The following is a 12,896-nucleotide window of genomic DNA, read 5'->3' as shown; positions in this document are numbered from 1 at the left end:
CTAGTGCTGTTTTGCTGCTTCGATATTAGCCATCAGCACCCGGCACGTAGTTCCTGCTGCGGAGAGATACAAACCTTGTGGAGCATAATTTATCGCAGTGCCATCGCATCTCGGTCTACTGCACCCAGGACTATGCTGGCTCACTTACGACGGGCTTTTGATCCAGAAGTTGCCGCCACTCCCATTTTGAGATCTGAGCGACATCTTTGTACCAAAGGTTTCCGTAGAGCTGCGTTCGCTGCGTTTGCAGGTGATCGTAGTTGGCCTTGACGGCGTGCAGGGTGTCGTCGCTCGGCGAGAATAGAACGATGGAGTTGTTCGCAGGCTGCTGTTTGACAGTCTCGCACCAATCCCAGGGCACCCAAGCCCTATCGATATCGGTGCGTTCCGCCCAGAGTTTGCGGACAAAATCGAATTCGTCACGGAACGACATGTAATGGGTGTGGATGTTCAATGCTTCGGAATTTGGCGCCGGGTTGATGTTGGACATCCATGTGAGTGCCTTGCGCCGGATATCCGGGTGCGGACTGATTTCATATCCGTCCAGATACTTCTGTATTCCGGCATCGAGCGTAACATCGTCCGTCGAAATGCCGAACTTCCCGGCGACGCATTCAAGGAAGTTGCTTGAGTGGAAGAATGAATTCAGTTCCGAAAGGACACCATTCTCACCGAATTTCTCGAGTCGCATGACGACGCCGAAACTCTCGCAGGTGTCGGCATTCTCGACCGCGCCGGAACGATTGGCGTGCCAGTCCAAATATCGTGCGAGATCTTTTGTTGTGCCAGGGAAGTAAATTACGCGGTAACCGGCCACGTCCATGGCCGCCAGCAATTCGCGATCACCGGCCACAACCGGCAGAACAATGCGCTGGTCTGAAACAATTGCTGCGAAATGTTCGGGAGAAAAGAAGTCTTTGATTTCAATGTGTCGAAAGGGATTTTCGGAGAACGGAGCCGCACTGAGTTTGTCAAGCAGGTAATCGAAACTATACGATGCCATAAGTCCCCCCGTTTGCGGATTTGCACACCTGACAACCAGTACGCTGAGTACCACGACAGTTCAAAATTGCTAGACCAGCAACCCTTAGGCACAGGGGGAATGGCACAGCATCGGCAAACACCGGAGCGGCGCGTGGCAACGGATGGTGGCATGTACTTGCTTGCCCGGCAGGCTCGAACGCCGTCGGCATTCAAGGTTCTTCAATACATAATACGGGGTAGTGCTTCCCACTCGAGTACGTGCTTGCTCACCCATAGCGTGCGCGCGCCTCATTAGAAGGCAAGGGAGCCGCCTGCTCTGAGGCGTTGATGTGCCGTACGGCCCTCCGAGCCATCCAGCGATAAGCCAAGCGTTTGCCCATCGCATTCGTTGGCGCTTCTATCGTGTAATGAATGAGGGTCGCGACCCCGAGTGAGATCGCTACCGGAAGCAGGGTGACCAGAAGCTGGGGAACGTGCCCGGTCAAGAAATAGAAGCAGACGGGGATGATGATCAAATGCACGCAATAAAGAGGATAGGAGATATCTCCGAGGAAGGTAAAAACCCTCGGGATTATTTTGTCCGGCACCATCGTCAGAAAGATTACAAAGGTCGCGAGCCCAGCTCCAAGTTCGCTGGTGCTGTCTTTCGTGATCCAACCGTGAAGCGAGTTGGCACCAACATACCAAGCAATCACTCCAACAATAAGGGCAACTGAGGCAAGTCCGCTTCTCTCATCACCCGACCGGGCGTGATAGATCAGAGCTCCTATGGACATATAGCCGAGCCAGAAGCCGGTACCCGATCCAACGCCAAGTATGCGGCGATGAGGGCCAGGGGGCGCCATGGGCCGCTGATGCCAATGAGCGCCAATAGGCCCATGGCTAAGTAATAGCGAACCTCGAAAAGAAGCGTCCACGCAACGACAACGACCGTGTACGACTTGACGAGGAATAACTCGGATATTCCCTCGCTCAAGGAAGGCAGTTCACGCCCGAGCGCGGCATAAACGACGACATATAGCGTAAAGACTACAAAGAATGTCGGATAGAGTCGGAAAGCCCGAGAGATCAAGAACGCCGTAGGGGAAAGGCGGCGAAGAGATATTTCAATTACGTAGCCGCTCAGAAGAAAGAAGACGGCAACGGGGAACATCCCGCCTGGCACATATTGGAAAAGAGCAAACGGCTCAACGAACCCGCCCGTTATTTGGTCTAGCGTTCTGCCGTCATAGAGATCAATACGGGCGAGGTGGAAGGGAAAGTAGAACGCATGGCCGACAGTAACGAGCAATGCGGCAAGCCCTCTGAGAGCCTGCAAAGATTCTGAGCGCTGCATATATCCCCCACCGTCCCCTGCCCATCAGTTTAGGGCAATTGGAGACAATATGAAGACCTAACCAAAATCCGAGCATATGTTTCAGGCATCGGCAAACACGGCAGCAACGCTGCTTGCGCGGAAGCTGTCGGATCAGGGCGGAATAGCTTGCTTGCCGGCTGGCACCGATGTAACGACCCGAATTCGAGGCGGACGCTGCGGGTGTTAAGTTTCTCAGCCTGTGAGAAATGATGACATGTCTTCTGCTGACTTCGGCGAACACTGATCCAAATTTGAAGGCAAGGCGGCTCCATCAGTCGAACAATCCTGCCGTGGCCCGTTGGTTTCTGGCCAGCTCAGCCATAGATTCCGCTCGGCCAACGGTCGATAACTCCGCTGATCTTCTTGCCCCAATAAAATATATTATCGCCGCGATGGGTCGTCGGAAATCCAGACCGCTTGAGTAGCTGAAGCGCATCGGGAACAGGATCTTCAAAAGTGTCTATCGTTTCCATCGACAGGCATTCTAGGCCCGACGCGGTGGTTAAGATTTTCAAGGCGTGCACATCGTATTCAAAGTTATGCCGGTAAGGGTCGCGGTTCTTTGAGTACAACATGTAAAAATGCGGTCGATGCCCGTGGAGAATTTTCCAAACGATGCGAGCCGACGCGCTATTCGGGGTCGTCATTAGGAGTTGACCGCCGGGGCGCAAAACTCGGTTGATCTCGGCCATCAAATACATCGGGTCCACGTCCATGTGCTCGATGACCTCGCAACAAACCACAAGGTCCAGGCTTTCGTCCGGGAGCGGTATCGGCTCGTCTTCGAGATTGACTGGAATGATCTTGCTGACCGAGCGGCGCTCGCCAACGGTTACCGTCAACTCTCGGCTCTTGGCGTCCGTGTCTTTAGCCTTGAACTCGGAACCGAAACACGATTTGAACTCGAGGCCGGTCGCTAGAAGAAACTGAAATATGCGCGTAAATCCCAATTCAAGAACCGCGTTGCGCGGCCCGGTATATTTGTGCAGTTGGGCGAGTGTTTCCGCGTATCTCAGCCTATGCCCGGTCAACCAGGGGTTTAAGCTCTCCCCTGTCGCCTCAAGTGCCTTTGTAACTGTCGCCAAATAGGGATGGTTGACCGCCCTCAAGACAATACCTCGCCGATCTTGCCGTTGACTGCATCGATCCGCGCTTCGGTCCCGAGCGGTTGTGTGGCGGCATCCATGACGTTCAAACACTCCCGAAAAAGCACCTCCCTCTCAGATACGATCATCGGTGGTGCTTTATGTTTATCCTGTCGGACTTGATGACCGGTGTCTCCAGATTAATGCGCTGACAAATTGAGTCGTATATGGCCTCGATGCGCGCCTCATAATAAATTAGCAGTGCCTGCTTATCTTCACTCGCCCTCAGCTCATTAAGCTCACGCTCAAGTCGTTCAATCCTTTTTAGGAGCTGGCGAGTTCCGAATATTGGAATCCAGAACTTTAGATATTGCCTGCGCACGCGAGCCATAATCAAACATCTTCCAGAAGATATGAAATTGCATCGGGAACGTCGAACTTCCTCGGCGTAGGATATTGAGCTTTTCGCCGATTAGGCAGACCGTCATTTTTGTTCAACCAATTTTTGTATTCTTTGGTTATTGCCGCGACGATGTCGTTCACTTCCTGCTTCGGGTCCAACTTGATGAGATAATCTGCAGTCTCCTCACGAAAGGCTTGATAAGACGACAGAGCGATCTTCACACCCAAATCAGATGCTAAGTTAAGGGCGCCGCTACTTTCCCCACACGAAGGAAAGCGCAGATTGAAAACCAGATTTGTCGAAGCCATTTCTTGCGAAAAAACTTGATCCGAAACATGACCGAGATGCACGCAGTTGGAAGGGAACCCATAGGCCTTTGACCAAAAGAGCGGATCAAGAGACTTCTCTGAAAGTTCCCCGACAAACTTCAACTGGACTGATTTGCGGGCATCCTCCGGCAAGCCGGAAAAGAAACGCCCAAATCCCTCTATTACCGAGAGCGGACGTTTTGCCTGCGAGATCCAGCCAAAGCAGCCAACTGAAAACTTCTCTGCTTTGACATTTGTTGAAATGACCTCAGTATCGCGGGGGTGCTGCATGACGACTATCTCTGGAAGCGAAACGCCGTGAGCACTCTCCAAGCTTAATTTGAGGCCCGCATAGTAGCTGTGTACGACTATCGAGTCCGATATCGGCAAAACCTTAGACTGGGCGATCAAGTTGTATTTCATGATTGACGGTAGTTTGTATTGAGACCATTTTTCGAGGGTCCAGCGATGAAGCGTGGGCATCTCGTGCCGAATGTGTTCGTATAAAGCTTCAGTATCGCAGCCGGTCGACGGGCTCCAATGCATGCTCTCAACGTTCATGAAGCATTGAGGGTCATGAAGGACGCTTATAAGTTTTTTCCACTTTTTTCTTTTGTTGATCAATGGATATGCGAATTGGTGAAATCGATTGTTTGCAAAGAACGCGACCACGACATCATCCGCCTGCGGCGAATACTGTTTGTCAGTAATTACCGGCAATCCCATGTATGTTTTGTCGACTTCGGCAAACCCCGAGGGCGTTACTATGAAAGCTTCACGAGACTTCAGCGTAGCGCCACCTTCTCCGATGAACAGGCCCAAATATCGAGCCGTCCCCGTCTTCATGGGTGGAATCGGAGAGGCTAGGATAATTCGTGTCATTTCTCTAACATACCGAGCAATTATTCGACTTTGATCGTGGGCTGAGGAGTCTGGGCCTGCTGCAACAACTCATTTTTGAACCTCCTCCCCTCTTGAGTTGCGAGTTCCCAGAATTTGCGTTGAGTTTGATGCATACGCTCCAAAAACGATGGTTGTTCTGCTGTCTTAACAACGTCGAGGAACCTCGAATATTCCAACGATCGAACCGGTACGGAGACGTCATCAAATCCATTTTCAGAACAGAACAGTTGTGTCTTGCGTGCCAGCCCGACATTGATGAATGGAGTGCCGGCTGTCAGCGCGAATACGAGTCCGTGGTACTTCATCGATATGCAAAGCTTCGCATTCTGTATTGTTCTAAAAATTTTGATCGGATTTCCTGAATATTCGTGGAGCGTTACCCGATGCCGTCTTGTCATAAGGCCGTAGACGGTGTTGGCAAAAGCAGGGTCGTCATCGTTGTTGTCCATCGACATTGAAACGAAGTCGATATGGTAGAATTCTGCGAGGTAATCGAGGATGCCTGCCATCTCGTACATGAAGTAATTCATGTACGAGAAATCTTTGATGTTGCCGGTGCGCTGGAAGTGACGGAAGTGATTGTTTGACGGAGCAAACACCAAGCGTTTTTCAGTTGGGAAAGGGTCCCCGGTCTCTCGCAAGGACGGGGCTAGCTGAAAAAAAATGTCAGGCGTGAAAGACGCAGCGACGCCCCGTTTCCGTAGTGCGGCAACGTCCGCTTCGTTTCGGAGCCAGATCCCGTGAATGCGAGGGCTGAGGCTCGCAACGTAATCAATCGAACGGCTATCAGCTAATCCGCATCCATATACAAAGAACTTACGGTCGGCCGGAATCGTATCGACATAGTAGGGCATGAGGACATCACCCCCTCCTAGGATCACTACGTCGTTATCGTGAAATTCAAACCCATGGCACTTTTCAAGCCAGACCTTCTCGATGTTCGGGAAGAGATGCTGGTGCACCGCCTGAAACGCTTCGTCGCCGCAGTTGCGTCTTCCATACCAACCAATGAACACAAGCCTCATGAGTTCATATCTCACTTGCAACCGGCAGTTGTTCGCCCACTGATATTCAGTGTTTGAGTATTGCCACAGTTGACCCGCGTTGCAACAGCCGAATACAAATCATCAGCCGACATATAATCAGCGCTCCCAAATCCTCAGGTTGCCTTAGAACTGAGTTTATCCAGATCCCTAGTGTGTAAGACAATCGGATTGAGCGAGGTCGATGGATACGCGTACCCTGGCCACTGACCAATATGGCAACCGCCCATATGTCCGGTGGAACCTTCGGCGATGGAGCCTCAAACATCTCGTCTATCGGATGCGGCAACCCATCAGGAGGCGTCGCCGCTGGCGGCAAGTTCGAATAGCGACGGCCCCGTTTGCCAAGGACTTAACTGCGCGCCGGAGTACCGGGCCTGCAGTCGTATTTGGCGAGTTCTCTGGGTCGCATGGACTGGCGCGCGCTGCAGCATATGACCTTTCACTCTTGCGCGCTCACCACTCGAAGTTAGTGCTCGTTGACTTGGCGGATCTTGATTTCACGGACTTTTTAGATCTTCCAGGCGTCGAGAATATTTATCTTTTTTCACTTCCTGATACGTACGGGAAAATCTTCAGCGTGCTTAAAGTAGAGCAAGTTGCGAAGGCTTGGCGCGTCGGCCGATGGGCGTGGGAAACGCCTTTGTTTCCTGAAGATTGGAAATTCGCAGAAGCGCTAATTCATGAACTGTGGACGCCCTCGGAGTTCTGCTCATCAGTCTTCAGGACAAAGCTTGCAATATCCGTCAGGACGATTGCTCACGCGGTTGCCGTGCCTTCCGACAATAGAATAAATATTCGTGAGCGCCTTGGTGTGCCGGACCACGCTTTTTTGGGTTTGGCGATAATGGATCTTAGTTCTTGTCCTCAGCGCAAGAACCCTTGGGCACACGTCGCGGCATGGAAGAACTGGTTCGGCACTGACCAACAGGCCGTTCTTGTCATGAAGGTGCGAACTACCAAACGAACTGCAGTCGTACTCCGCGAATTGAATGAGCTTATCGACGGCGCGCCAAACATAATCCTATTAACAACCGAATTGTCGAACGAAGAAATTAGCGCACTTCATCGATCTGCCGACCTGTATTTATCTCTCCATAGATCTGAGGGCTTTGGCCTAGCCATCTATGAAGCTCTTTTGGCGGGCAAAACAGTGGCCGCGACAGACTGGTCGGCACCGGCGGAGTACGGTTCAAAATTCCCAAATTATATACCGGTCCCATTTCAATTAGTTCCGTACTCCGACTGGACCGGATATTATGGCAGACAGCGGTTCATGTGGGCTGAAGCTCTGCCCGGGGCTGTTTCAACGGAGCTATTGCGAAAGCCGGCGGAAAGGCCTGAGCTAGCTTAACTTGCCTGTCACCACAGCAAGCGCGTGAAGAGAAAAATAACAAAACCGCAGCTACTAGCCCAAGCAGCAAAGCAGAACCGCGAGCCCCTACGGAGCGCGATCGGATTTGCGCGTCGAGTTCTGCGTCGGATGAGCAGTTGGCATTGGGCGCAAGTCAATAGAGTAGCCCGTGACCCGATTTAATATGCGAGAAACGGTGGTTGTCGATGCTGGCGCGTTGCCACGCTTCCCGCACTGGGAGCTCAGTTAGCCCGCGGCCACGAACGGCAGGCTGTGCTTCAACTCCGTCACGCCGCGCTGATCTTGCCAGCCCAGCGAGCGAATACTGCCACAGGTGACCCTGGGGCGTGCGCGACAAGCTTCAGCAGGAGAAACATGTCGACGTCGCCTGAGGACAGCGAACTCGTCATTACCATCATGGCCGGGGCGCAGGAGCCACGGCCTGCCACAAACGCCAGAGGCTGCCAGGCTCTATTTGAAGCGCACTGAGACGCAGAGCGCCACCGCTGCTCGTCGGCGGCGTGCGTGGATCAAAAGCAACCAAAATCGAGAACAATTGACGGCCAAAAGTCGGAATGGCACGCCAACCGCGGAGTCGGAATGACTGAGAGCGCTTTAGGTAACCAACTGAAAACCTTGGTGGGTAATCACGGGCTCGAACCGTGGATCCGGTGATTAAGAGTCAGCGCACTTATGTTGTAGATCAAGGGTGGTCATTTCCGACTTTTGTAGCCAAATACCTACCACGCGCTATCAATGGATTATCTGATGTGCCGGAATACAGTTCGCCGCTCGCATTTGGCGAAATATCCCAGAAGCGGAAATTACTTACCACATGATCGGCGAGGCGGAGGCGTCGCCGCCCACGTCCGCTAATGGTGCATTGCTTCAGATGTCGATCTGCCTTCAAATTAGAGCCCGTTTCTTGTCATTCGGACAAGCAAGGAGTTCGACGATGGCGCTTTTTGCGTGGCGTCGGCGCAACGCACTGGCGGAATTATTCTCCGTGCCTTGCTTTTCAAACGAGATGCTCAGACAACGGAACAACATGTGGACGACCTGTGGAAAGATGTGGGGCTAGAGCCTCACCGCCGGACGCTCCACAACTACGGCGTAAGCAGAGCGAAATTTTTGGAAGGCTGTCGGAAATAAAAAGGTAGGGCGCGCAAGCAAAGTATTTCACAAAAATTCAAGTGCGTTGCCTCGGGTAAGGATGCGTAGCGGGGAGTAGCGTTATGTTTTATGTATCGCGTCGGATCGCGTCAAAGTCATTGCTGATGAGTGTGAGCGCGGCGGCGCTGATGACGGCGACGAACCTCGCGCTTCCAAGCGCAGCGGTGGCTGCAAATTGCGGCGGAACCAACAACATAACTGGCACCAATTCGGGTCAAACGAATGCTGGTCTTTCATCCGGCCTGACTTGCAATCAAAACAACGTGCAAGGCGATGAGTCGATCCGATACAATGGTACGACCTCGGTGGGATTCGGTGCGGGTAGCGCGAACATCCAGAACAATCAGGTTCTCGGCGATCAGTCGCTGCGCGAGAACGGTTCGAGCGCCGCTGGCGGGTCCGGCAAAGCGACGATCCTGAACAACAGTATCGTTGGCGTCGGTTCCGGAGCTAAGAATGGCAGCAGCGGGGCCGGGGCCGCATCGGCCGACATCGAGAACAATTTCGTCGGCGGCAACGGTTCTTTGAGCGGCAACGGCACAACTCTCACGGGCCCCGGCAAAGCTACCCTGACCAACAACGTCGTGCTCGGAAATAATTCGGGCAGCAACAATGGCGCCGGGCTTACGAGCGGAAGCGCCACGATGGATAGCAACGTTATTATCGGCAACGGTTCCGGAAGCTTAAATTTCGGAGCGGGCGGAGTCACCGTTTCCAACAACACAATTCTGGGTAACAAATCCGGATCTGGCAATGGCGGCAATGTCACCGGAAATACGATATTCGGCGATGGCTCCGGAAGCCTCAACCTCTTCGGCCCTGTCACTAATAACACCATCATCGGCAACGGTTCGGGCAGCGGAAACTTCGGCTCGGTTACGGGGAACACGATTTTTGGCGATGTATCCGGCATCCTCAATGGCGACGGATTTACCAATAATACCGTCATCGGCAACGGTTCAGGCACGCTTAATGGTGCCGGTTTCCAGAACAACAAAATATCGGGAAATCTTTCGGGAAATGGCAACGGTCCCAACTTCTCTGACAATACGATTATCGGTGATGGTTCCGGCAATCTCGGTGGTGCAAATGTTGCCAACAATACGGTGATCGGCAACGCGTCGGGCAACGGGTACAAAGACAACGCCAGCTACAACAACGTTTTCGGCAGCGGATCCGGAAATGGCGTCGACGGGTCGGGCAACAGCGCCTTCGGCGATCTCTCCGGCAACTCAGTCACCGGCTCCGGCAATGTCGCAACGGGGCTCGTTTCCGGAAACTTCGTTGCCGGCTCGTTCAACAACGCCTCGGGCTTCCTGTCGGGCAACGGCGTCCAAGGCAGCTTCAACAACGTGCTTGGCAGTCTTTCCGGCAATGGCGTCACCGGCGATAGCAACTCGGCGATCGGGAATGGGTCCGGAAACTTCGTCACCGGCAGCAACAATCAGGTTCTCGGCGATTTGTCGGGCAATGCGGTTACGGGCAGCCGCAACAGCGCCGATGCGTTCCTGAGCGGCAACATCGTCAATGGCAGCGATAACAACGTTACCGGCACGCTGTCGGGCAACTTCATCACCGGCGATCGAAACTCCGCTTCCGGCTTCGGGTCGGGCAATTTTATTCAAGGTTCGGATAATCAGGCCTCCGGCACATTCACGGGCAATCTCGTCGGCGGCAGTCGCAATTCGGCGTCGGGCGCCGGCTCCGGCAATCTCGTCAGCGGCGACGACAATCAGGCCAGTGGTACTGCGACGGGCAACATCGTGATCGGCTCCGCCAACCAAGCGAGCGGAGTGGGCTCCGGTAACGTCGTGATGGGTGACAGCAATACGGCGTCGGGGACCGGCTCCGGCAACTTCATCACCGGCTTCGGAAATACCGCGAGCGGCGTCGCAACAGGCAATTTCGTCAGCGGTGCGTTCAATCAGGCAACTGGAGCATTCTCGGGCAATTTCGTCGGCGGCGACAACAATCAAGCGAACGGCCTTCGCGTTGGTAATTTCGTGCTGGGATCTGGCAATCAGGCCGCAGGCACCGACTCGGGGAACTTTGTAGCTGGTGACGACAACCAAGCGAGCGGCAATGGCGTCGGCAACGGCGTCGCCGGTGAGGGCAATCAAGCGAGCGGCACGGACTCCGGCAATGGGGTCGTGGGCGTGAATAACCAAGCAAGCGGTAACGAAGTCGGCAACGGCGTAATCGGAGCCGCGAACCAAGCATCCGGTTCGGAATCGGGCAATTTCGTTGCCGGCGTCAGCAATCAAGCTGACGGCATCGGTACGGGCAATTTTGTTGCCGGTTTCAGCAACATCGCGCAGGGCGCATACTCCGGTAATGGCGTGATTGGAGCCAACAACCAGGCCAGCGGCTTTGCCTCCGGCAACGGCGTTGTCGGTTTTGACAATCAGGCGAGCGGCTCAGCTTCAGGCAATGGCGTCGTTGGCTTCAATAACCAGGCAAGCGGTTTTGCGTCTGGAAACGATGTGATTGGCGCCAACAACATCGCGAGCGGCTTCGCCTCGGGGAACGGCGTAACGGGCACGGATAACATCGCCTTCGGCTCGGGCGCTGGCAACGGCGTCACGGCCTCGCGCACGACCTCGATTGGCACCAACGCTAACGCGGTCACCGATGACTCGATCGCGATAGGCACGAATTCGAGCGCCGGCTCGAATGGCGGTGCAGGTGCCGTCGCGGTGGGTAACAATTCGTTTGCCGCCGGCGCGGGCGACGCCGCTTTCGGTCAAAATGCGCAAGTGCACGCGGATCAAGGCACGGCAGTCGGCAACAATGCCACCGTTCAAACGGGAGCGGTGCATTCCTCCGCCATCGGCGCGGATGCCACGGTCAGTCGAGACCACGAGATGGTATTCGGCACCAGAAATGATACCTACACCACGCCCGGTATAACGTCGGGACTTAGCAGGTCGCGCCAGACAGATGGACCAATCGAGGTTGTGACCTCTGATCAAAGCGGTCATCTCGCAACGGACGGCGGTTCGATCTTCAAATCGCTTGACGAAGCCCAATCCGGCATCGCGCTTGCTATATCGATGGAAAATCCTGACCTCGTAGCGGGCGAAAGATTCGGCATAGCCGTCAACGGCGGTTTTTATGAAGGCGCGCAAGCCGTGTCTGTCAGCGCCGAGGGCGTGGTAGGCTACAACGTATTTCGCGACGGAGACCGGGTCGCGATATCGGGCGCCGTCGGCGTCGGTGTCGAGAATGGACGAGGCGACAGCGTTGTCGGCGGTCGCATAGGAGGCCAAATCACTTGGCGCTAATAGGATGAAGTCATGCCGCTCTGGGCTTACCTAGAGCGGCATTCGTGTTTTTGCGCGGCGGCGCGATCGTTAGTATCCCTCTAAGCTGGCCGAGAAATCAATTCGGGCTTATATTGCCGAAATGGCGAACGAAGCGCGGAACGCAAACGTTGCACCAGCCTAGCGCCGGCAGTTTGTTTTTGATCCACAGATCCTGTTTATTGATGAGTGCCTTCGCCGGCCTGCTGATGATAACCGGCGCATATGCGGCCGACGATCAGCAGCAACACAAGAAAACTCCATCCGAAACTGCGCCCCAACAACAATCGCCGGCACCGGCTCCCGGCAAGCCTGTGCGGATTGGAATCCCATCGCCTCAAAATCTCTTCATCATGATACGCACCTCGTTGATCGCACTTCATCAAGCCAACGTCACCGGAAACTACTCGGTGCTCCGCGACCTCTCAGCACCGTCTTTTCAGCAAGCAAATAGTGTCGAACAGCTGAGCACCGCTTTTGCGGGCCTGCGAACACGAGGGGGCGACATGGCTCCGATCGTCTTGGCGCTGCCCACGCTTTCGAGACCGCCCACGATCGATGAAAAAGGAATGCTCAGACTCGCTGGCTATTTCGACACGAAACCGAACGAATTGCACTTTGAGCTAGTGTTTCAAGTGGTTGACGGGTTTTGGCGGCTCAATGCAATCGGCGCGCAATTCAGACAACCCCAGGTACCAGGCAGTAGCACACCCGCGAAAGACGCCTCCCCCTCCCCATCAAAAGCAGCGAAACAAAAAGCGCAGAAAGTTCCGCGGTGAAAGGCTGAGATTGCGGGCAGGAGCCATTCACGTCGAGAAATTGCGAACGGTTTCGTCGGAAGAGCATTCGATCCTTGAAATCAGGCGGTGACCCATCGAAGCCATGCATTGTTTGCAATCGCGAATACTGTCGCGAGCAAGAAAGAGACGATTATCACCCCGATCGAAGCGACAACGCGAGACCCGGTCGCGAGCAATAATGTGC

9 protein-coding genes are annotated in these 12,896 nt (G+C 54.2%); 3 read left to right on the top strand and 6 right to left on the bottom strand.

Going from position 1 to position 12,896, the window contains the following annotated elements; translation table 11 throughout:
- Positions 1-130 precede the first annotated feature (130 nt).
- The 6 genes from VFG26_RS16765 to VFG26_RS16740 all read right to left on the bottom strand — a co-directional run bounded on the left by VFG26_RS16765 (position 131) and on the right by VFG26_RS16740 (position 6,065).
- On the bottom strand, positions 131-1,057 hold the full coding sequence (locus VFG26_RS16765; protein WP_325027179.1) for a hypothetical protein: 927 nt from the start codon (positions 1,055-1,057) through the stop codon (positions 131-133).
- A 193-nt stretch (positions 1,058-1,250) separates the two neighbouring features.
- On the bottom strand, positions 1,251-1,760 hold the full coding sequence (locus VFG26_RS16760; protein ID WP_325027178.1) for a hypothetical protein: 510 nt from the start codon (positions 1,758-1,760) through the stop codon (positions 1,251-1,253).
- Positions 1,751-2,320 carry an acyltransferase family protein gene (locus tag VFG26_RS16755; RefSeq protein WP_325027177.1) on the bottom strand — a complete coding sequence of 190 codons (570 nt, stop codon included), beginning with the start codon at positions 2,318-2,320 and terminating at the stop codon, positions 1,751-1,753. The genes VFG26_RS16760 and VFG26_RS16755 overlap by 10 nt, the downstream gene beginning before the upstream one ends.
- 335 nt (positions 2,321-2,655) lie before the next feature.
- Complete coding sequence (locus tag VFG26_RS16750) at positions 2,656-3,450, bottom strand: class I SAM-dependent methyltransferase (protein WP_325027176.1); 795 nt, start codon at positions 3,448-3,450, stop codon at positions 2,656-2,658.
- A 369-nt stretch (positions 3,451-3,819) separates the two neighbouring features.
- Entirely contained in the window at positions 3,820-4,983 is a 1,164-nt protein-coding gene (locus VFG26_RS16745) for a hypothetical protein (protein WP_325027175.1), read from the bottom strand.
- A gap of 56 nt (positions 4,984-5,039) precedes the next feature.
- Complete coding sequence (locus VFG26_RS16740; RefSeq protein WP_325027174.1) at positions 5,040-6,065, bottom strand: polysaccharide pyruvyl transferase family protein; 1,026 nt, start codon at positions 6,063-6,065, stop codon at positions 5,040-5,042.
- Positions 6,066-6,567: 502 nt separating this feature from the next.
- On the opposite strand from VFG26_RS16740, the gene VFG26_RS16735 reads away from it, so the two are divergent.
- The 3 genes from VFG26_RS16735 (at position 6,568) to VFG26_RS16725 (ending at position 12,691) form a co-directional block, all read left to right on the top strand.
- Positions 6,568-7,437 carry a glycosyltransferase gene (locus tag VFG26_RS16735; RefSeq protein WP_325027173.1) on the top strand — a complete coding sequence of 290 codons (870 nt, stop codon included), beginning with the start codon at positions 6,568-6,570 and terminating at the stop codon, positions 7,435-7,437.
- A 1,235-nt stretch (positions 7,438-8,672) separates the two neighbouring features.
- The gene (locus tag VFG26_RS16730) at positions 8,673-11,894 is read left to right on the top strand and encodes a hypothetical protein (protein WP_325027172.1); all 3,222 of its coding nucleotides are present in this window, start codon (positions 8,673-8,675) and stop codon (positions 11,892-11,894) included.
- Between the two features lie 203 nt (positions 11,895-12,097).
- On the top strand, positions 12,098-12,691 hold the full coding sequence (locus tag VFG26_RS16725; protein ID WP_325027171.1) for a hypothetical protein: 594 nt from the start codon (positions 12,098-12,100) through the stop codon (positions 12,689-12,691).
- The last annotated feature ends 205 nt before the right edge of the window (positions 12,692-12,896 follow it).

The organism is Hyphomicrobium sp., assembly GCF_035687085.1.
GTDB lineage: Bacteria > Pseudomonadota > Alphaproteobacteria > Rhizobiales > Hyphomicrobiaceae > Hyphomicrobium_B.
Note: the sequence above shows the minus strand (reverse complement) of the source record. Positions and strands in the feature narration are given on the sequence as shown.

Bases quoted from the DNA above. Each gene is read 5' to 3' on its own strand.
- VFG26_RS16740 (WP_325027174.1), bottom strand. From the start codon at position 6,065: ATGAGGCTTGTGTTCATTGGTTGGTATGGAAGACGCAACTGCGGCGAC.
- VFG26_RS16760 (WP_325027178.1), bottom strand. From the start codon at position 1,760: ATGTCCATAGGAGCTCTGATCTATCACGCCCGGTCGGGTGATGAGAGA.
- VFG26_RS16745 (WP_325027175.1), bottom strand. From the start codon at position 4,983: ATGAAGACGGGGACGGCTCGATATTTGGGCCTGTTCATCGGAGAAGGT.
- VFG26_RS16755 (WP_325027177.1), bottom strand. From the start codon at position 2,320: ATGCAGCGCTCAGAATCTTTGCAGGCTCTCAGAGGGCTTGCCGCATTG.
- VFG26_RS16730 (WP_325027172.1), top strand. From the start codon at position 8,673: ATGTTTTATGTATCGCGTCGGATCGCGTCAAAGTCATTGCTGATGAGT.
- VFG26_RS16725 (WP_325027171.1), top strand. From the start codon at position 12,098: ATGAGTGCCTTCGCCGGCCTGCTGATGATAACCGGCGCATATGCGGCC.